Raw genomic sequence first — 20,343 nt, 5'->3', positions numbered from 1 at the left:
CGCGCGGGCCGGCTTGTGCAAACAGTGACTTTGCGTTCAGCCGTTGTGGTCCGGCGGCTTGGGCACGCCCAGCAGCTCTTCCAGGCCGGACAGCGCATCGCCGTTCTTGAGGACGGTGCGCAGCCACAGGTGCAGCGACATCTCGCCCCAGCTGGCGGCCTTGTCGGCCAGATAGGCCACGGGGCTGTGAGGCTCGGTGCGGCGGAAGAACTCCGCCACTTCGCGCAGCTGCGCCAGCGCCTGCTCGCGCGTTTGCAGCGGGCCGCGCGCGGCTGCGGGCGCGGCGGAAACAGGGTCGGCAGCGGACAAGGTCGGCTCCATCCGGGCAGCTGCGGGCGCAGCGGTGGGAGCGGCCGGCGCCGCGGTATCCGCGCGCACCAGCAGCCCGGCGTCGCGGGCGAAGCGGCGGGTCAGCTCGGTCACGTCGCGCAGCGCGTCACGCACCGGCGAGAAGGCCGGGCCCTCGTCGCCCAGGCGTTGCGCCAGGGTCTGTTCCAGCGTATCCAGCGCCGCGAAGCAGCTTTGCAGATTGCCTTCCAGTTCGGAATAGAAAGCGGGCGGCGTGTCGCGCCGCGCCGCGTCGAACTGGTCCAGCGTGAGCTTGCCGCGCGTGATCTCGGCCGCGTTCTGCGGCGCGCGCTTGACCGCGTTGGCCAGTTGCGAGGCGCTGTCCCACAGCGCCGCGCCATAGCGCCCGCCCTCCGACTGGGTCAGCGGCAGCTCGCGGATCAGCTGTTGCGAGCGTGCCAGCAGCCAGGCCAGGTTGCCCACGCGCTGCTGCACATCGCCCTCGTCCGGCACGGGATGCAGGCCGTCCCAGTAGTGGCGGCACAGGCCGTCCACCAGCAGATAACCGTCGCGCAGGCCGGCGAAGCCGCGCGTCTTGGCCCAGGCCTCGGCCAGCCAGGCGGCCACGCGCACGTCCTTGCTCTGTTCGCGCAGCACCGTGGTGCAAATGCGGATGACTTCCGGCCAGTCGGCCTCCTTGATGTCGATAACCCAGTCGCCCTGGTCCAGGTTCGGATCATCGTGGCGGCGGGCTTCGCGGATGGCGTCAAATTCGGCTGAGAACACCATGTCGACGCCGCAGGGCGCCTCGCCCGCAATGGGCTGCAGCAATGTGTCGATATCGCTCATATAGATCTGGTCGGATGGCAGGATCGCTGCCGCCGGGCCAGCGGCGGGCAGCGACAAGAGGACCGATCCTCCCATATCTGTAACGACGGCGCGTTTGAAGATGACACGTCCTATTACAAAACGCATCACGGACCCTGGATATCATGCGGGTTCCCCAGGACAAGGATGCGCGATGAACAAGTCATTCCACATGATGCCCGACGGCCGCTTCATCATTGGCAAGCCGCGCCGTTGCCCCGACGGCACCTACGTCGGCGACGGCGGACCCATCACCCGCGCGCCGGATGGCACTTACGTTGCCGGCAAGCCGCAGCGCGCGCCTGACGGCCGCTATCTGGGCGGCGACGGTCCGGTGCGCATGGCGCCCGACGGCAGCTTCGTCACCGGCACGCCGCGGCAGGCGCCGGACGGCACCTATCTGTAAGCACACATAACCAAACTGACAGGGCAACAGGCAGCCATGGCGCAGCTATCGGTGATACGCAAGGGCGACCGCACCTCGCATGGCGGAGTGGTCGTCACGGGCGACGAAACAGTAATGATCTTCGGCCAGCCCATGGCCCGGCTTGGCGACCGCGTCACCTGCCCCAAGTGCAGCGGCGCGCATACCATCGTCGAAGGCGCGGCCGCCGTCAGTTCGGACCGACGCACCGCGCTGGAAGGCATGAAGACATCCTGCGGCGCCACGCTGATCGCAAGCCAGCAGTTCTACCGGCTGGAGCAGGGCTAGACCCCGGACCGCGCAAGCAGGCGCCTCAATCCCAGGCGCAGCGCCAGCACGGTGAACGCAATAGGCAGCACCATGCGCCACTGCGCCACGAACAATTCCATCGTGGCCTCGCCCGGCGCCCAGGTGTTGCCGAACACCTGGGCCTCGGGCGGCGCCAGATAGAGCGCAACCAGCGCGGCGGCCAGCGTCGCCGCGGCCCGCCATGCGGCCGAACGGCGCACCCGCGCCGCGCGCTCGGCCAGCGCCAGCGCCAGCAGGCCGGCCAGCCCCGCCAAGGCGGCATCGACGTAGAAGTCGAACGGCCCGTACATGAACGGCGCATCCGGAATCATCCAGCCGTAGGCATCGGTCTTCAGCACTGAAGTCAGGCAAGCGCCGAACAGCGCCGCCGCAGCAGAGAGCAGCAGGAAATCACAGAACCGCAGGAAGAATTTCGGCATCATGGAACGGGAATGCGCCGCGTGCGGCGGCGGGGTGCGGGCGCAAGAATGCCACAGGAGGAATCCCGCTGCATCCGATACGCACCGCCCGGCGCGATTGCTCGCCAGGCAGCGGCGCGCCGCGTTCTCTGAGAGAATGCCGCCTGTCTCTCAGGCTCCACCGCTCAGACCTCAAGCAGCACCCATGACGCTTCCGCAATCCAGGCTGTACCCGTTGCTGTTGTCCGGCGCGCTCGCGCTTGCCCTGGCGGCTTTGCCGGCATATGCCTCCGCCGGCTCGTCCTCCCGGAAAGCCGCCACCCGCAACACGCCCGCGACGCCGCCCCAAGGCATGCCGCAGTACGGCAAGGGTGAACATGGCCGCTACCTGATCCTGAGGCTGGACAACAGCCGCGGCGGCGGCATCGCTCCCAATACGCCATACCGCCTGTTCCTGACAGGCGAGGACAAGGCCATCGAGGGTACGCCCGACCACGACGGCATCGTGCACGGCGTCACCGACGCGCTGGGCCGCAGCGCCTGGATCTGGACCCGCGAGGCGCATTCCGCCGAAGACTTCACCTTGATCCGGCGCATAGGGAGCGGCGCCTGGGGCAGTGTTTTCCAGCTGCAGAGCGGCGGGGATAATGGTCCGCTGGGGGGGTGGCCTTACATCACCACCATGCATGTGCGCTGGGGTGAGCAATGGGTAGACCTTGGGTACAGCACCGCGCAGGGCAATACCGCCTACTTCAGCCACGCCCGGCCGGCGGCCTCCCTTTCGATCTCGGTCGAGGCCAATGCGGCAGAGAACCGCCGCTGCTTCGACGAGCTGGACGCCATCAACCGCAAGTTCAGCCAGGGCGATGCCGAGGGCGCGCTGCAACTGGTGGATACCGCCGCCTGCGGCGCAGAGCCGCAGCAACAGCTGGACATGGCCAACCTGCTGCTGATGGCCGGCCGCGCCGACCTGGCGCGCCTATGGCTGGAACGCGCCCGCTCAGGATCCGAGCCCGTGGATCATGACGTGCTGCGCGCAAGATTCAAGCTGGAACGCCTGCTGGGCCTGCCCGCCCTGGCGCTGGAAGACGCGCTGGAATTGCAGCGGCGCCAGGCCGACGTCCCGCTGCGGGACGATCCCGACTGGGCCAACAGCATCGCCTACTATCTGGCGGATTTTCCCGACTACCTGGCGCAAGCCGAGGCGCAAGCGCACAAATCGATAGCCACGGCCGGCGCCCTTCCCTACAACCTGGGAACGCTGGGCTGGATCCTCGTCCTGAGGGGCGACGTCGACGGCGGGCTGGACCTGCTGAAGCAGTCCTACCGCGAGATTCCGCGCGACGAGGAAATCGTGGCCGATTACGGCCTGGCGCTGTGGCGCCACGGCCAAAAAGACCTGGCCACTGGGCTTTGGAAACAAGCCGAGGCCCAATGCGTGTGGGGCGGGCGCATGTACGACGCGCTGCGCGAGGCCGGTCATCCGCACCCCTACTTCCAGGCCGCGAATTCCCGAGCGGTGCAGGCCTATCAGCAGCGCTGCGCGGCGCCGCAGACCAAACGCAAGATCAGGACTGGCGCTGCCGTCAAAGCGTAAAATAACGAAGACAGACCAGCAGCGCCCCGCAGCAGCGGTACGCGCAGGAGACCACCATGAAATCCGCCCTGATCCGCTTGCTTACTCTCATGGCCACGGCCCTGGTCCTGGCCGGTTGCGCGCAGGGCAATGGCGGCCCGCCCCATCCCGGCGCGGTCAATCCCTACAGCCAGGGCGGCTTCCACGACGCCGGCCCCAACTACCCCGACACCGGCCGCTGACCAGCGCCGGCCTCAGGCTTCCCGCAGCGCGCCCGACTTCAGCAGGGGCGCCAGGATGCCGGCGGTGTAGACCCGCGCCAGGTTCACCAGGAAGTCAGTGAAGTCCGCCTTCGCGGCATGATCGGCCTGATCCGAAATCACCCTCAGCACAGCGAAGGGCACGCCGAATTCGTAGCAGACCTGCGCCATCGCCCCGCCTTCCATTTCCAGGCAGAGCGCATCGGGCAGGCGCTGGCGTAGCTGGTGCGCATAGTCATTGCTGTTGACGAAGACGTCGCCGGTGGCGATGAGCCCATGGTGCACCCGCGGCGGCTGTCCGCCTGGTCCCGCCGGCAAGCCGCCCTGGCGCACGAACTGTCCCGCGCTTTCCAGCAGCCGTTCGCTCAGGACCGGATCCGCATCGAAGCGTTCGCGCCCCAACAGGGGAATCTCATGCTGTCCAAACAGCGGGCGCGCGTCCATGTCGTGCTGCATCAACGCACTGGCCACGACCACATCGCCCACCGCCACATCCTCATGCAAGCCGCCCGCCAGTCCGGTGAAGACCACCCGCGACGCCTTGAACTCCTGGATCACGATGGATGCCGTCGCAGCCGCGGCCACCTTGCCAATCCGGCTCAACGCAATCACGCAAGGCGTGCCCCACAAGGTGCCGACGTGGAAGTCGCGCATGGCAATGCGGTGAATGGCGGCGCCCGGATCCATCGCCGCCAGCAGGTCGGCGATCTCTTCGTGCAAGGCGCCCAATATGGCTAAACGTCCCATGTACATCTACTCGATTGATGCGCGGCCCGCGGCCGCCCTGCCCCGCAACATACTCCATGCCCGGCGCGGCCGCCAACGCGTGCGGGCCTCCCCGCGCTTGCCTGGAGGATTGCTACTTTTGATGTAGTGAAGTTTTCCTCCTGCGCCCGCGCCGCCGTGCGAACCCAGACAACGCGCTGGATTGCGACCAATTAGCTAGTCAAAAAAGCGGTGTACGTCCATGCAGCAGGGAAACCATGCACCCGGCGGCGTCCGAACGCCGTGCTAGCTTACCGTCGCGCACGACGCGGACCATGCCAGCAAACAGATTCATTGCAAGACTCAATCTGTGGAGAACGATCATGGTGAAGAATCTGGCCGTATTCTTCGACGGGACCTGGAACGAACCCAATGACCGCACCAACGTCTACGAACTCTACAAGGCGGCGCCCGAGACCTCCACGCAAGAGACGTTCTATATCGAAGGCGTAGGCACGCAGGGCCAGGGCCTGTGGGCGGCCATCGACAAGTTCGCCGGCGGCGCCTTTGGGGCAGGACTGTCGGCCAATATCCGCACGGGCTACCGCTGGCTTTGCCAGCGCTACCAACCGCGCGACCGCATCTTCCTGTTCGGGTTCAGCCGTGGCGCCTACTCCGCCCGCAGCCTGGCCGGCATGGTGCGCAAATGCGGCCTGCTGAACGATCCCTCCGACAACAACGTGGAGCAAGCCTATGCGCTCTACCGCGACGACTGCATCCCCTCCTCGCTGGAAGCCGCGACCTTCCGCGTGAATTTCTCGCGCGAGACCGACGTGCATTTCGTCGGCGTCTGGGACACGGTCGGCAGCCTGGGCATACCGGTAGGCGGCATCCCTTTTCCGGGTTTCTCCAGGTTCTACAACTTCCACGACACCGAACTCAGCAACCACGTCCATCACGCCTATCACGCAATCGCCACCAACGAATTCCGCGAACCGTATGCGCCTACCCTGTGGACCCGGCTGGCTGACTCCGAGCCGCGTCCAGCCGACCATCCGGTCGAGCAGCGCTGGTTCATCGGCGCCCATTCGGACGTCGGCGGCGGCTACCGGGACGGCAGCCTGCAGACGCTGCCCGCCTCGTGGCTGCAGGAGAAGGCGCGCCAGGTCGGCCTGGAGGCCGGACTGGCGCAACGCGTCGCCACGGACTACGACCAATGCGAGCCGCACGACTCCTACCGCGAGTTCACGGAGAAGGTGCTGATCCATGTAAAAAAACGCCCCAGGCTGTGGGATGGCGCAACCGTGCTCAATCTGACGGTGGACGACCAACTCCTGAAGCGGTTCGGGCGCAGCCTGGATTTCCTGAAGGAGTATCCCGACTTCAAGAACGCGCTGGAAAAGCTGCCCGTCTCACGGCCATGATGGGCCCGCCGCGCATGTTGGAAGAAGCCCTGAAAGCGCTCGCAATAGAGTGATGCAATGCGCTGGCAAATGAGACTTTACGACTTAAAGCGATACAAACTTCGTTCCGTCGGACTGTGGCGGGAAAACCATGCATTGGGCGGCCCATTTCAAGTAACCTCCGGCCACCAGTCATTGTTCCGAGCCGATGTTTACGCATGTTCCGCAATGTCTTTGCTCTCAAATCCCTTGAAAGGTATTTCCTGACACTGGCAGCCGGCGTAGCGCTGCCGGTCTCCATGCTGACCGTGATCGTGGTGCAGCAGAACTGGCGGTCGCTGGCCGCCACCGACGACGCCATGCGGGGCTTCATCGTAGTCCGCACGACCCTGATGACGATGGAAGCGGTATCCGCCGAACGCGGCCCAATGAACTCGGCGCTGGGCTCCGACCTGCCGGTCCCCGAAAACATCCTGCGCGCGCTGGCCGAAGCCCGCCAGCGCACCAATGCGCAAGTCGCCGACCTGCTTGCGCTCTACCGCGCACCTCTCAATCCCAACGGCGCCCGCGAATTCACCAACATCCAGCGCATCCGCGAATCCCTGTTGAACGCCCGCGCCAGCGCCGACGCGGCCATCGCCGCGCCCCGCGCCAACACGTCCGGCCACAACCTGTGGACAGTGGTCGGCGACATGGTGGCGGTGGTTCCCGAACTGCGCGCCGCGATGTCCGACGGCATCGGCCTGGTCGCCCGGAACCAGGGCGAAGACTTCGACCTGCTGTCCCTGGCGCTGCTGGCCGGCGAACTGCGCGAACAGGCGGGACTGGTCGGCTCCACGTTCGCGCCGGCCCTCAGCAAGCGCCGCACGCTGACCGCCAGCGATCAGCTGAGGATAGAACGCGTGATCGGCCGCATCGACGAACTGCGCGCCCTGATCGACGCCAACATCGCCAGCATGCCGCGATACGCATCCTCCCTCGCCTACCGCGAACTGCAGCAGCAGTACTTCGGCGATGGCATGAGCTACCTCGACAGCGTGCGCGCCATTGCCGAACGGGCGCCGGAGGAGTCATTGGTGTCGATGTACGAACTCGGCGCGAACTATGTGCCGCGCATGAAGTCCATCGTCCGGTTTCGCGACCTGATGCTCAACGAAGTGGAGCGACGCATCGGAGAAAACCGCCAGGCCGCGATCCGCGTGCTGCTGACCACCCTGGCGGCCGCGGCGATGCTCACGGCCGCGTTGATAATCGGCCTGACCATGTTCCGCAAGCGCGTCATCCGGCCTTTCGTCCGCGCCACCAACATCATCGGCGCGATCGCGAAAGGCGGCGATGTGCCACCCATTCCCGCCGACCAGTACCGGGGCGAAGTCAACGGCATGTTCAAGGCGCTGAACGTGCTCAACGACAACGCCACCGCCGTGCGTAAGCTGGAACTCGAACGCGACCGCCTGATTCAAGACCTCGCCATCATGGCCGAAACGGATTTCCTGACCGGCCTGCTGAACCGCCGCGCCTTCGAAAAGCGCCTGGAAGCTTCGCTGGACGATATCCGCAACGATCCGCAGAGCGGTCTGGGCTTCATCCTGTTCGACATCGACCACTTCAAGTCCATCAATGACACGCACGGCCACGCTACAGGCGACGAAGCGCTCAAGACCGTGGCCGATCTGTGCCGCAAGACCTTCCGCGAATCCGACGTGGTCGCGCGCGTGGGCGGCGAAGAGTTCGCGGTGCTGTGCCGCAGCCGCAACCCCGACCGCGTCCGGGACATCGCGGAACGCATGCGGCTGAGCATCGCGCAAACGCGGCTCAGTGCCGGCGCAGGCGCCAGCTTCAGCATGACCGCCAGTTTCGGCGTGGCCCACGCCCGCGGCAGCGATACGGCAGCGCTGGAAAACCTGTCGCGTCGCGCCGACGAATTGCTATATAAGGCCAAGCTGACCGGCCGCAACTGCGTGCTGCTCGAACAGATGGCCTGACGCCACGAGCCCCTCAAGCCGCCAGCGTTTCCCGCGCCGGCGCGCGGTATTGCTCCCACAGCCCGGCTTCCCGCGCGCGCGCCCGTTCGACGTTCTGCTCCTTGACATGGCCATAGCCGCGGATCGTGTCAGGCAGCGCGGCCAGTTCCAGCGCCGTGGCGCGATTGGCCGCGTCCAGCGTGCGGGAGAACTCCTCGGCCAGCGCCAGGTAGTCGGCCGCCAGTTGTCGCTCCATGCGGCGTTCGGCGGTCTTGCCGAACACGTCCAGCCAGGTGCCGCGCCACCGCTTCATGGGCGCCAGCGCGCGAAACGCCAGTCCCATCCACGAACCGTAGGCGCGCTTCTGCAAGCGTCCGCGCGCGTCGCGGCGCGCCAGCGCGGGTGGCGCCAAGTGATAGCGCAGCTGGTAGTCGCGGCCGGGTTCTCCTTCGAACTGCTCGCGCAGCCGGGCCTTGAAGGCCGGATCCACGTACAGGCGCGCCACCTCGTACTCGTCCTTGTAAGTCATGAGTTTGGCGAGGTTGCGCGCGACCGCCTGCGTGACCTCGAAACGCTGCGGATCCGCCAGCGCGGCTTCGCGCGCCCGCACCGCTGCCACCGCATCCAGGAAGCGCGCGGCGTAGGCCTCGTCCTGATAGGCGCGTACGTGTTGCGCCAGCCGCTGGATCTGGCCGTCCAGGGACTCCGGCAAGGCCATCACCTGCGCCCGCGGCGCCGGCTTGAGCGCGGCGGCGCCATGATGCGCGGCTTGCCGGCCCAGTTCAAAGGCGGCCAGGTTCTCTTCGACCGAGACGCCGTTCAGTTCGATGGCGCGCCGCAGGCTGTCCAGCGCCAGCGGCAGGCCGCCCTGCTGCCAGGCATAGCCCAGCAGCAGCGGATTGGCGTAGATGGTGTCGCCGAGCAGGGCCTCGGCCAGCGGGCCGGCGTCGATGAAATCGCAGTTGCCGCCCGTGCTGCGCGCCAGCGCGGCTTCGGCTTGCGCGCCGGGGAAGCGCCAGCTCGGCTGCGACAGGAAGGCTGCCGTCGGCGCGGCGCTGCTGTTCACCACGGCGCGGCCATGGTCCGGGCGCAGGCGCGACAGCACTTCGGGCGACGCCGACACCAGCGCGTCACAGCCGATGACCAGGTCGGCCTCGCCCAGCGCCACGCGCGTGGCATGCAGGTCCGCGGGGCGATTGGCCAGCTGCACGTGGCTGAGCACGGCGCCGCCTTTCTGCGCCAGCCCGGCCATGTCCAGCACGGTCACGCCCTTGCCTTCAAGATGCGCGGCCGCGCCCAGCAGCGCGCCTATGGTCACGACGCCGGTTCCGCCCACGCCCGCGATCACCACGCGGTAGGCCCCAAGCGGACGGATCCCTGCCAGGTCGGGCTGCGGCGGTTCGGCCAACGCGGGGAGATTCCTGCCCGTGCCCGGCTTGCGCAGCGTCGCGCCTTCCGCCGTGACGAAGCTGGGGCAAAAGCCCTCCACGCAGGAAAAGTCCTTGTTGCAGGACGACTGGTTGATGCGGCGTTTCGTGCCCAGCGGCGTATCCAGCGGCTCGACCGACAGGCAATTGGATTGCACCGAGCAGTCGCCGCAACCTTCGCAGACCGACTCGTTGATGAAGGCGCGGCGCGGCGGATCGGGATACTCGCCGCGCTTGCGGCGGCGGCGCTTCTCGGTGGCGCAGGTCTGGTCGTAGATCAGCACCGTCGTGCCAGCGATGTCGCGCAAGGCGCGCTGCACGTCGTCGAGCGCCTTGCGGTGGTGCACCTCCACGCCCTGCGGCAACGCGGTAGCGCCGGCGTACTTTTCCGGCTCGTCGGTCACCACCACGGTCTTGACCACGCCTTCGGCCTGCATCTGGGCGGCGATCTGCGGCACCGTGAGCACGCCATCCACCGGCTGCCCGCCCGTCATCGCGACGGCGTCGTTGTAGAGAATCTTGTAGGTGATGCTGGCGTGCGCGGCGACTGCCGCGCGTATGGCCAGCAACCCCGAATGGAAATAGGTGCCGTCGCCCAGGTTGGCGAAGATGTGACGCTCAGCGGTGAAATCCTTCTGCCCCAGCCAGGCGACGCCCTCGCCGCCCATCTGGCTGAAGGTGTCGGTCTTGCGGTCCATCCACATCGCCATGTAATGGCAACCTATGCCGGCCACGGCGCGCGAGCCTTCGGGCACGCGGGTGGAGGTGTTGTGCGGACAGCCGGAACAGAACCAGGGTTTGCGCTCTTCCACCAGCGTGGGACGGGAAGCCTCGCGCTCCTTGGCGTCGATGACAGCCAGCCGCGCCGCGATGCGCGCTCTCAGCGCATCCGACAGGTCGGCCTTTTCCAGCCGCGCGGCGATGGCGCGGGCGATCAGCGCGGGCGACAGCTCGTGACGCGCGGGCAGCAGCCAGCCGCCGCGCGGCGTGGACCATTCGCCGCCGCCGTTGTCGCGTTCGTCGAACTTGCCGTAGACGCGTGGCCGTACATCGTCGCGCCAGTTGTAGAGTTCTTCCTTCAGCGCGTATTCCAGGATCTGGCGCTTTTCCTCCACCACCAGGATCTCTTTCAGGCCGGTGGCGAACTCGCGCGCATCCTGCGCGTCCAGCGGCCAGATGCAGCCCACCTTCAGCACGCGTATGCCGGCCTCGCTACAGGCCGCCTCGTCCAGGCCCAGGTCGTTGAGCGCCTGGCGCACGTCCAGATACGCCTTGCCCGCGGTCATGATACCGAAATGCGCTTGCGGGGAATCCAGCACCACGCGGTTCAGCTTGTTGGCGCGCACATAGGCCAGCGCCGCATACCACTTGTGGTCCAGCAGCCGCGCCTCCTGCGCCAGCGGCGTGTCGGGCCAGCGGATGTTCAGACCGCCTTCGGGCAAGACGTCTTCGGGCAGCACCACCTGCACCCGGTCCGGATCCACTTCCACCGAAGCGCTGGACTCGACCACGTCGGTCACGCACTTCATCGCCACCCACAGGCCGGTGTAGCGGCTCATGGCCCAGCCATGCAAGCCGTAGTCCAGGTACTCCTGCACGTTGGACGGATACAGCACTGGGATGCCGCTGGCGATCAGCACGTGCTCGGACTGGTGCGCCACCGACGAGGACTTGGCGGCATGGTCGTCGCCCGCCAGCATCAGCACGCCGCCATGCGCCGAACTGCCGGCGGAATTGGCGTGCTTGAGCACGTCCACCGACCGGTCCACGCCCGGCCCCTTGCCGTACCACATGCCGAATACGCCGTCGCGCGCCGCCCCCGGAAACAGGTTCAGCTGCTGCGAGCCCCATACCGCTGTGGCGGCCAGATCTTCGTTCACGCCGGGCTGGAACACCACGTCGTTGGCCTGCAGGTGGCGCTTGGCCTTCCACAGGGCCTGGTCCAGCCCGCCCAGCGGCGAGCCGCGGTAGCCAGAGATGTAGCCGCCGGTGTTCAGTCCGGCCTGCAGGTCGCGCTGCTTTTGCAACAGCGGCAGCCGCACCAGGGCCTGGGTGCCACTCAGATAGATGCGCCCGTGGCTGCGGGTGTACTTGTCGTCCAGCGTCAGGCCATGGGTATCGGCCGCGCCTGCGGAAAGGGGGGTGTCCACGCTTGTCTCCTGCGTTCCGGTTCTTGGTGTTTTGCCGCAGTGTAGGAAGCAGGCTGGTTATCGTATATTCATATATTCATGTATCAGATATTCGCTAAACAGATGGCTAACGATGTCACCCTGCGCCAACTGCGCTACTTCGCGGCTGCCGCCCGGACCGGCCGGTTTTCCATGGCCGCCGCCGACGAGCATGTCTCCCAATCCGCGGTCACCAACGCCGTCCTGGCGCTGGAGGCGCAACTGGGCGTGCGGCTGTTCGACCGGCATCCGCATGGCGTCACCCTGACGCCCGAAGGGCATAACTTCCACCAGCGGGCGCGTGAAGTGCTCGACTCGCTGGACGACGCCCTGCGTGAACCCGGCTTCCAGCGCTATGCGCTGCGCGGCGCAGTGAGGATCGCCGCGTCCTACACGGTGCTGGGCTACTTCCTGCCCGACCTGCTGGCGCGCTTCCGGCGGCGCTATCCCGACGTGGAGCTGGACCTTGTCGACCTCGACCGGCCCGAGATCGAAGCCGCCGTAACCTGCGGCGAGGTCGAGCTGGGCGTGGCGCTGCTGTCCAACGTGGAACGGCGCGAGCGCTTCGGCCACCAGGTGCTGGTACGCTCGCGGCGGCAGCTATGGACCGCGTCCGGCCATCCGCTGGCGCAGGCATCGGCGCCGTCGCTGGCCGACATTGCCGACTATCCCTACATCCTGTTGGAAATGGACGAAGGCGAACGCTCCGCACTGGCCTACTGGCGCGCCCACGGCCTGCAGCCCGACATCGCCTTCCGCACGCGCTCGATGGAGGCGCTTCGCGGGCTGGTTGCGCATGGCTTCGGCGTCACGATGCTGTCGGACATGGTCTACCGTCCGTGGTCGCTGGAGGGCCGCAAGATCGAGGCCGTACCCATTACCGATGCCGTCCCGCCCATGGAGGCCGGGCTGCTGTGGCATCCGCAAGCGCGGCTGGCCAAGCCCGCCGAAGCCTTCCGCCAGTTCATGATCTACGCCTGCGGCGTCTAGCGCCGCAGCACGCCTGGCCGCTATACCAGGATCGCGCCCTTGCGGCGCGTGAACTGGGCCAGGGAACGCAGGGCCAATGCATGCATGGCAGCCACCGACGGCAGCAGCGTTTCTTCCTTGCGGGTCAGCACGCCGACGATGCGCTCGACCGTGGGTTCGGCCAGCGGCACGAAGGCCAGTCCGGTCGCGGCGGCCGGCCGCGCCAGCACCGGCAGCACCGTCACGCCCAGCCCGCTGACCACGCTGGCCAGGAGCGACGCGCGGTTCGACACCACCATGAACGGGTCCTCGATGGCGCTGCCCAGTTGCCGGTTCTTCAGCGTGTCGAAGGTGGCATTGCCTATCAGGCGCTCGCCCGCCAACGCCGACCAGGGCACGGGGCCGCGCCGCCGCGCCAGCGGATGGCTCTTGCGGCACACCAGGCCGAACGCGTCGCGCGCCACCGGCGCGAATGCTACTTCCGCCGTGCGCGGCACCTGCCCTGCCACCCCTACCTGCACCTCACCGCTCAGCACCAGCCGGTGCACATCCTGCGAGGACTCGTCGACGGCGCGGATGCGGATCGCGGGGTGGCTGCGCGCATAGCGCTCCAGCAAACGCGGCAGCCACTCGTCGGCCAGCGACGGCATCACCGCCAGCGATACCGGTCCCTGGCTGCCCAGGCCGAACTGACGCGCCGCGTCCAGCACCCGGTCGTGGGTGGACAGCAGTTCGCGGAATAACGGAGCCACGGCGATACCCAGGGGCGTGAGCTGCGCGCGCTTGCCGGGTTCGAACAGCGGCGCGCCCAGCTGCTGCTCAAGATCCTGCATGGCCGCCGACACGGCCGCCTGCGAACGGAATGTGCCTTCGGCCGCCAGACGGAAACTGCCGTGGTCGGCCGCCAACAGAAACTGGCGCAGATGCTGGATCTTCAAGGGCGCGGACATGGCTTCAGGCCTGCAAAAAATTCGGATTTTCCGAAATTAACTTGAGTTAATTTGGATTGTCAAAACTCCGCCTTGCCTTCAACAATGGCCGCGTCTTTCATTCCTACAGGTACTGGAGCAGCGGTTATGTCTTTGCAAGTGCGCAAGGTAGTCAGCTATGTGGAAAAAACCCTGATCGAAGGCGGTCGCGCCGCCGAGCGCCCGCTGGTGATGGTCATCGCCGCGGCCGTGATCCGCAATCCCTGGGCCGGCCAGCCGTTCCAGGAAGACCTGCGACCCAAGATCCTGGAGGCCGCGCCGCCGCTGGGCGAGCTGCTGGTCGCGGAAATCCTGCGTCAGGCCGGCTCGGCCGACCAGGTTGAAGCCTATGGCAAGGCCGCGGTCGTGGGCACGGCCGGCGAAGTCGAACACGCCTCGGCGCTGATCCACACCCTGCGCTTCGGCAACGCCTATCGCGGCGCGGTTGGCGGCACCAGCTACCTGAGCTTTACCAATATGCGCGGCGGCCCCGGCTGCGTGATCACCGTGCCGCTGATGCACAAGCTCGACGAAGGCCTGCGCTCGCACTATCTGACCGTGCAGACAACCATCAACGACGCGCCCGCCCCCGACGAAATCGTGATCGCCCTGGGCGCGGCGACCTCGGGCCGTCCGCATCATCGGATCGGCAACCGCTATTCCGACCTGCAGGAACTGGAACGCGAGGCGCAGGCCAAATGAGCGCGCATTTTCGCCGTTCGGGCCGCGGCGTACCGCTGGTGCTGCTGCATGGCGTCGGCCTGGACCACACCTTGTGGGACGATCTGGCGCCGCTGCTGGAGCCGCATTTCGAGGTGCTGCGCTACGACATGCTGGGCCATGGCCGCGCCCCCGCCGTCGCCGATGGAGTGACGGTGCAGGACTACATCGCGCAGCTGGACGCGGAACTGGATCGCGCCGGCTGGCAAAGCGCCAATCTGCTGGGCTATTCCATGGGCGGCCTGATCGCGGGCGCCTATGCCGCCGCACGCCCGCAACGCGTCACGCGCCTGGCCTTGCTGAGCACGGTGTTCCGCCGCAGCGCGGACGAAACGCGCGCCGTGCTGGCGCGGCTGGAAGCAGCTGCCACGCAGGATCCCGCAGCCGCGGCCCAGGTCTCGTTGCAGCGCTGGTTCACGCCCGCGTTCCAGGCCCGGCGTCCCGAGCGCGTGGCCAGCATCGGCCAGCGCCTGCTGGACAACGACCGCGCCAGCTTCCTGGCCGCTTACCGCGTGTTCGCGCAGGGCGATCCGATCCTGGCGCACGCCGCGCCAGACATCGCCTGCCCCGCGCTGGCGCTGACCGGCGAACTGGACGTCGGCTCGACCCCGCGCATGACACGGGAACTGGCCGAAGCGCTGCCCCATGCGCAGGCGCAGGTGGTGCCTGGCCAGCGACACATGCTGCCGGTGGAGGAACCGGCCATCGTGGCGGCGGCGCTGCATGGATTTTTTCTGCCGGCTGCCGGCGCGCCAAGCGCGGCCTAGCCCGCGTAGAGTGGATACGGAGACAAACAATATGAATCGCAGAACCATCCTGAAGAACATGGCGGCCCTGGCGCTCACGCCGCTGGGCGCCGCGCTCGGCGGCGCCGCCAGCGCGCGCGAAGCCCCTTTGCGCGTCATCGTGCCCTTCCCGCCCGGCGGCGGCACCGACGTGCTGGGCCGAGTGATCGCCGCCACGCTGGAAGGCGCGCTGGACCGCCCGGTGGTGGTCGAGAACAAACCCGGCGCCAGCGGCATGCTGGGCGCCGACTACACCGCCAACGGCGCCAAGGATGGCAGCGTGCTGCTGTTTGCCGGCCTGGTGCCGTCGGTGCGCTACTACGCCAAGCCGCCCGAGGACGTGCTCAAGCAACTGGCGCCGGTCTGCCCGATTGCGCGTTCGCCCTACATGGTGGCGGTCAATGCGGACCTGCCTGCCAAGACCCTGGGCGAACTCGTCGCCCAGGCCAAGCGCGAGCCCAAGGGGCTGACCTTCGGCTCCCCCGGCAACGCCACGCCGCAACACCTGGCCACCGAATTGCTGCAGGCCGCCTGCGGCATCGACATGCTGCACGTGCCCTACCGCGGCACGGGTCCGATGATGACGGACCTGCTGGGCGGACAGATCCAGGTGGTGGTCGCCACCGTCGCAGCGGTGGAACCGTATCTGCAAGGCGGACGCCTGCGCGTGCTGGCCGTGACCAGCCCGGAACGCCTGCCCAAGTACCCCGACATTCCCACGGTGGCGGAAGGCGGTTACCCCGGCTTCTCGGCGCAGATCCAGTTCGGCACCTATTGCGCGGCGGGCACTCCGGAAGCCACCATCGCGGCGCTGAACCAGGGCATCAACCGCGCGCTGCAGACCGAGACGGTGCGCGCCAAGCTGGGCGAACAGGGCTTCCAGCCCACCGGCGGCACGCCCGCGCAGCTGCAACAGGCGTTGCTGGCGGAAATCCGCGACGTGGCGGGGCTGGTGCAGGCCGGCAAGGTCAAGGTCGACCTGTAGCGTCCCCCATACGTCCCGATGCTGGATAACCAGCATTTACAGGCGTGTCGTCCTCTGTGCATGCTGGCCGTTGATCCGGCGCAGATCGGGCGCAACATGGAGACGACATGCCTAGTCAGGAATCCCTGCACTCCGCCCATATCCGCGAGATCGAACAAGTCGGCCAGGGCCGCCCCACCCAGCGCGACGCGCACGTGGTCAGCAGCTGGCTGCGCTGCCTGGACCAGTACCGGCTGGATCCCGCCCAGGCCTGCGAGGCCTATATCGTGCCGGATGGCCGGCTGCGCGAACACCGCCAGCAGTCCGAAGCGCTGATTTCCATTGCAAGGTCCGGCCTGGACCATCTGTTCCGCCAGGTCGCCGGCCAGAACTACGTGCTGCTGCTGGCCGATCGCCAGGGCGTCACTGTGGAATTCCTGGGCGACGCGCAACAGACCGCCAGCCTGCGCAAGGCCGGACTGTATCTGGGGTCGGAATGGTCGGAGCGTCGCGCCGGCACCTGCGCCGTCGGCGCCTGCCTGGAAAGCGGCGAAGCCCTTACCATCCACCAGACCGACCACTTCGACAACACCCATACGCCGCTGTCCTGCACCGCCGCGCCGATCTACAACGCCGACGGCGAACTCGCGGCCGTGCTGGACATCTCGCTGCTGAGCTCGCCCATCCTGAAAGCCAGCCAGAACCTGGCGCTGCATCTGGTCACCAGCACCACGCGGCGCATCGAGATGGCCAATCTGATGGCGCGCACCAGCAACGAATGGGTGCTGCGCTTCGCGCGCTCGCCGGAATTCCTGGACGTGGACCCGGAGGCCGCGATATCGCTGGACGGCTCCGGCCGCATCCTGGGCATGACGCATACCGGCGCCAAACTGCTGGCGCGCGCCGCCGGCCTGGACTGGCGCAATCCCGCCAGCCTGATCGGCCAGCCCGTCACCCGTTTCTTCGACGTGCAGCTCGATGACCTGCCGCGCTACACCCGCGCCCATGCGCCGCAGCAACGCCTGATCGCGGCCCGCGACGGCAACGCGCTGTTCGCGCACGCCATCGAGCCCAACCGGCACGCGCGCGGAACCTCGGTCGCCGTGCGCGGCGCGCCGTCCGCGCTGCGCGGTCTGGATGGCGGCGATGCTCGCATGGCGGCCATGCTGACGCGCGCAGCCAAACTGGCCCGGCAGGGGCTGCCCCTCCTGCTGCAAGGCGAAACCGGAGTCGGCAAGGAATACCTGGCCCGCGCCATCCACGACAGCAGCCAGCGCGCCGGGCGCTTTGTCGCCGTGAATTGCGCGGCGATTCCCGAATCGCTGATCGAAAGCGAGCTGTTCGGCTACCTGCCCGGCGCCTACACCGGCGCGGCGGCCAAGGGCCGCAAGGGCCTGATCGAGGAATCCGACGGCGGCACCCTGTTCCTGGACGAGATCGGCGACATGCCGCTGGCGCTGCAAAGCCGCCTCTTGCGCGTGCTGGCCGAATCCGAGGTCACACCCATCGGCGCCAACGCCCCGCGCGCCGTGCGCCTGTGCCTGGTGTCGGCCTCGCACCGCGACCTGGCCGCCCTGGTGCGCGAGGGGCGCTTCCGCGAAGACCTCTATTACCGCATCAATGCCGCCACGCTGACCGTGCCGCCGCTGCGCGAACGTGCGGACCTGGAATGGCTCATCGCCCGCCTGCTGGCGCGCCACCAGGACGAGTCCGGCGCCCCCGTGCTGGCGCCCGCCGCGCTGATGGCGTTGAAGGCGCATGCCTGGCCCGGCAATATCCGTGAACTCGCCAACGCCATCGCGGTCGCCGCCGCGCTGTGCGAGAACGGCGTGATCGAACCCGCCGACCTGCCCGACGCACTGGCGCCCGAGGCAGCCGTCGCCAGCCCGGCAGAAGCCGCCTTGCGCGCCATGCTGGCCAGTTGCGGCGGCAACGTCTCCGAAGCGGCGCGGCGCCTGGGCGTGGACCGCTCCACCGTGCATCGCCAGATGCGGCGCCACGGCGTCTCCTCGCGCTCCTGAGGCCCACGGCCGGGCGCCACCCCAGGCGCCACACCCTTGCGCCACAGGTGTGGCGCGGCGCCACGGCATCCAGTCCAGCTCTCCTGCGCGCCAGGGCTGGCATGCCGATTGCTTGATCGTTATCGACGTCCACCGGCCGGCACAGGCCGGGGCCGCCAGCGGACCATGTCCCGGTCCGCCACGACAACGATCGCCCGCCACGGGCAAGGAGACTAGACATGCAGACCGATCAAGCCGGCGCCGCCCTGGACGCCGTGCTCACGCGCCTGAACACGGCGCTGGGCAACAAGGACATCGACGGCGTCGCGGCCCTGTTCCAGGATGACTGCTACTGGCGCGACCTGGTGCTGTTCACCTGGAACATCCGCACGCTCGAAGGCCATGGCCAGATCCGCGACATGCTGCAACACCAGCTGTCGCAGGTGGAGCCGGTGCGCTTCAGCCTGGATCCGAAGGAAACCGTGTCGCAGGAGGCCGGCCTGCTGCAAGGCTGGATCGAGATCGAGACCAACCGCGCGCGCGGCTACGGCCACATCCGCGTCCAGGACGGCAAGATCTGGACGCTGCTGACCACCATGTCCGAACTCAAGGGGCACGAGGAACCCAGCGGCCTGCGCCGTCCCAAGGGCGCCGAACACGGCAGCAGCCGCACGCGCCAGACCTGGCTGGAAAAACGCGAGCAGGAAGCCGCCGAACTGGGCTACCAGACCCAGCCCTACGTGCTCATCATCGGCGGCGGCCAAGGCGGCATCGCGCTGGGCGCACGCCTGCGCCAACTGGACGTGCCGACCATCATCATCGAAAAGAACGAACGCGCCGGCGACAGCTGGAGAAAGCGCTACAAGTCCCTGTGCCTGCACGACCCGGTCTGGTACGACCATCTGCCCTACATCCCCTTTCCCGAGAACTGGCCCGTCTTCGCGCCCAAGGACAAGATCGGCGACTGGCTGGAGATGTACACCAAGATCATGGAGCTCAACTACTGGACCTCCAGCGTCTGCCAGTCGGCCCGTTACGACGAGCAGAAACAGGAATGGGAGGTCACGGTGCTGCGCGAGGGCAAGCCCGTGGTACTGCGGCCCAAGCAGCTGGTGCTGGCCACCGGCATGTCCGGCAAGCCCAATGTCCCCTCCTTCCCCGGCCAGGACGAATTCCAGGGCGAACAGCAGCATTCCTCGCAACACCCCGGCCCGGACGCCTACCGCGGCAAGAACGTGGTCGTCATCGGCGCCAACAACTCCGCGCACGACATCTGCGCGGCGCTGTGGGAAGGCGGGGCCAACGTCACCATGGTGCAGCGCTCGTCCACCCACATCGTGCGTTCCGACACGCTGATGGACATCGGCCTGGGCGGCCTGTATTCAGAGCAGGCGCTGGCCAATGGCATGACCACCCGCAAGGCCGACCTGACTTTCGCGTCCCTGCCCTACAAGATCATGGCGCAGTTCCAGATCCCGCTCTACGACCAGATGCGCGAACGCGACGCCGGGTTCTACGCCAAGCTCGAAGAGGCCGGCTTCATGCTGGACTGGGGTGATGACGGTTCGGGCCTGTTCATGAAGTACCTGCGGCGCGGCTCCGGCTACTACATCGACGTCGGCGCCTGCGATCTGATCATCGACGGCAGCGTCAAGCTGCAGTCACGCACCGACGTCAGCCACCTGACACGCGACGCCGTGGTGCTGAAGTCCGGCGTCAGCCTGCCGGCGGACCTGGTGGTCTATGCCACCGGCTACGGCTCGATGAACGGCTGGGCCGCCGACCTGATCAACCGCGAGGTCGCGGACAAGGTCGGCAAGTGCTGGGGCCTGGGCTCGGACACCACCAAGGACCCCGGCCCCTGGGAGGGCGAGCAGCGCAACATGTGGAAGCCCACGCAGCAGGAAGCGCTCTGGTTCCATGGCGGCAACCTGCACCAGTCGCGGCACTACTCGCAGTACCTGTCCTTGCAGCTGAAGGCGCGGCAGGTGGGCGTGCCGGTGCAGGTCTATGGCTTGCAGGAAGTGCACCACAAGCGCTAGGCGCCCGCCCTGCGTCCCATTGGGGCGGGCTTGCGCCCGCCCCGCCGCCGGGGTAAATTGTTGACAATCTTGCGTCATACGGCGCTTTTTTCCGAATTTTTCTTCC

Annotated in this window: 17 protein-coding genes; 12 read left to right on the top strand and 5 right to left on the bottom strand. The window is 67.6% G+C overall.

The window, feature by feature from the left end; translation table 11 throughout:
• Positions 1 to 36: 36 nt before the first annotated feature.
• The gene (gene tssA / locus IB257_RS11630; RefSeq protein ID WP_054452331.1) at positions 37 to 1,137 is read right to left on the bottom strand and encodes a type VI secretion system protein TssA; all 1,101 of its coding nucleotides are present in this window, start codon (positions 1,135 to 1,137) and stop codon (positions 37 to 39) included.
• A gap of 172 nt (positions 1,138 to 1,309) precedes the next feature.
• Between tssA and IB257_RS11625 the strand changes: the two genes are divergently transcribed.
• Positions 1,310 to 1,561, top strand: coding sequence for a hypothetical protein (locus tag IB257_RS11625; protein ID WP_054452057.1), 252 nt, complete (start codon positions 1,310 to 1,312; stop codon positions 1,559 to 1,561).
• Positions 1,562 to 1,597: 36 nt separating this feature from the next.
• Positions 1,598 to 1,867, top strand: a complete 270-nt coding sequence (locus IB257_RS11620; RefSeq protein ID WP_192492348.1) for a PAAR domain-containing protein — start codon at positions 1,598 to 1,600, stop codon at positions 1,865 to 1,867.
• Here the strand turns inward: IB257_RS11620 and IB257_RS11615 are convergent.
• Positions 1,864 to 2,310 (bottom strand): hypothetical protein, encoded by a 447-nt coding sequence (locus IB257_RS11615; protein WP_225588880.1) that lies wholly within the window; start codon positions 2,308 to 2,310, stop codon positions 1,864 to 1,866. The genes IB257_RS11620 and IB257_RS11615 overlap by 4 nt on opposite strands.
• A gap of 181 nt (positions 2,311 to 2,491) precedes the next feature.
• Between IB257_RS11615 and IB257_RS11610 the strand changes: the two genes are divergently transcribed.
• The gene (locus IB257_RS11610; RefSeq protein WP_225588879.1) at positions 2,492 to 3,883 is read left to right on the top strand and encodes a tetratricopeptide repeat protein; all 1,392 of its coding nucleotides are present in this window, start codon (positions 2,492 to 2,494) and stop codon (positions 3,881 to 3,883) included.
• A gap of 56 nt (positions 3,884 to 3,939) precedes the next feature.
• Positions 3,940 to 4,104, top strand: coding sequence for a hypothetical protein (locus IB257_RS11605; RefSeq protein ID WP_166738255.1), 165 nt, complete (start codon positions 3,940 to 3,942; stop codon positions 4,102 to 4,104).
• Positions 4,105 to 4,116: 12 nt separating this feature from the next.
• Here IB257_RS11605 and IB257_RS11600 read toward each other — a convergent pair whose 3' ends face one another.
• The gene (locus IB257_RS11600) at positions 4,117 to 4,869 is read right to left on the bottom strand and encodes a 5'-methylthioadenosine/adenosylhomocysteine nucleosidase (protein WP_192352795.1); all 753 of its coding nucleotides are present in this window, start codon (positions 4,867 to 4,869) and stop codon (positions 4,117 to 4,119) included.
• 341 nt (positions 4,870 to 5,210) lie between these two features.
• Between IB257_RS11600 and IB257_RS11595 the strand changes: the two genes are divergently transcribed.
• A complete protein-coding gene (locus IB257_RS11595) occupies positions 5,211 to 6,251 on the top strand; it encodes a DUF2235 domain-containing protein (RefSeq protein ID WP_175212641.1) in 1,041 nt (346 codons plus the stop codon).
• A 197-nt stretch (positions 6,252 to 6,448) separates the two neighbouring features.
• On the top strand, positions 6,449 to 8,215 hold the full coding sequence (locus tag IB257_RS11590; protein WP_119450366.1) for a diguanylate cyclase: 1,767 nt from the start codon (positions 6,449 to 6,451) through the stop codon (positions 8,213 to 8,215).
• Between the two features lie 13 nt (positions 8,216 to 8,228).
• On the opposite strand, the gene IB257_RS11585 is transcribed toward IB257_RS11590, so the two are convergent.
• Positions 8,229 to 11,771, bottom strand: a complete 3,543-nt coding sequence (locus tag IB257_RS11585) for an indolepyruvate ferredoxin oxidoreductase family protein (RefSeq protein WP_192492347.1) — start codon at positions 11,769 to 11,771, stop codon at positions 8,229 to 8,231.
• Positions 11,772 to 11,873: 102 nt separating this feature from the next.
• On the opposite strand from IB257_RS11585, the gene IB257_RS11580 reads away from it, so the two are divergent.
• The gene (locus tag IB257_RS11580; RefSeq protein ID WP_192492346.1) at positions 11,874 to 12,779 is read left to right on the top strand and encodes a LysR substrate-binding domain-containing protein; all 906 of its coding nucleotides are present in this window, start codon (positions 11,874 to 11,876) and stop codon (positions 12,777 to 12,779) included.
• Positions 12,780 to 12,799: 20 nt separating this feature from the next.
• On the opposite strand, the gene IB257_RS11575 is transcribed toward IB257_RS11580, so the two are convergent.
• Complete coding sequence (locus tag IB257_RS11575) at positions 12,800 to 13,708, bottom strand: LysR family transcriptional regulator (RefSeq protein WP_175159912.1); 909 nt, start codon at positions 13,706 to 13,708, stop codon at positions 12,800 to 12,802.
• A 126-nt stretch (positions 13,709 to 13,834) separates the two neighbouring features.
• Here IB257_RS11575 and IB257_RS11570 point away from each other — a divergent pair, with 126 nt between their 5' ends.
• The 5 genes from IB257_RS11570 (at position 13,835) to IB257_RS11550 (ending at position 20,237) form a co-directional block, all read left to right on the top strand.
• Entirely contained in the window at positions 13,835 to 14,428 is a 594-nt protein-coding gene (locus IB257_RS11570) for an amino acid synthesis family protein (RefSeq protein ID WP_054452076.1), read from the top strand.
• On the top strand, positions 14,425 to 15,213 hold the full coding sequence (locus IB257_RS11565; RefSeq protein WP_192492345.1) for an alpha/beta fold hydrolase: 789 nt from the start codon (positions 14,425 to 14,427) through the stop codon (positions 15,211 to 15,213). Before IB257_RS11570 ends, IB257_RS11565 begins: the two co-directional genes overlap by 4 nt.
• 31 nt (positions 15,214 to 15,244) lie before the next feature.
• Complete coding sequence (locus IB257_RS11560) at positions 15,245 to 16,216, top strand: tripartite tricarboxylate transporter substrate binding protein (protein WP_175180557.1); 972 nt, start codon at positions 15,245 to 15,247, stop codon at positions 16,214 to 16,216.
• Between the two features lie 107 nt (positions 16,217 to 16,323).
• Positions 16,324 to 18,216 carry a sigma-54-dependent Fis family transcriptional regulator gene (locus IB257_RS11555; protein ID WP_192492344.1) on the top strand — a complete coding sequence of 631 codons (1,893 nt, stop codon included), beginning with the start codon at positions 16,324 to 16,326 and terminating at the stop codon, positions 18,214 to 18,216.
• 218 nt (positions 18,217 to 18,434) lie between these two features.
• Positions 18,435 to 20,237: an NAD(P)/FAD-dependent oxidoreductase gene (locus IB257_RS11550; RefSeq protein WP_175159904.1), complete on the top strand. Its 1,803-nt coding sequence runs from the start codon at positions 18,435 to 18,437 to the stop codon at positions 20,235 to 20,237.
• Positions 20,238 to 20,343: the final 106 nt, after the last annotated feature.

The sequence above is a fragment of the Achromobacter sp. ACM03 genome, from assembly GCF_014851665.1.
Lineage (GTDB): Bacteria > Pseudomonadota > Gammaproteobacteria > Burkholderiales > Burkholderiaceae_B > Achromobacter > Achromobacter aegrifaciens.
Note: the sequence above shows the minus strand (reverse complement) of the source record. Positions and strands in the feature narration are given on the sequence as shown.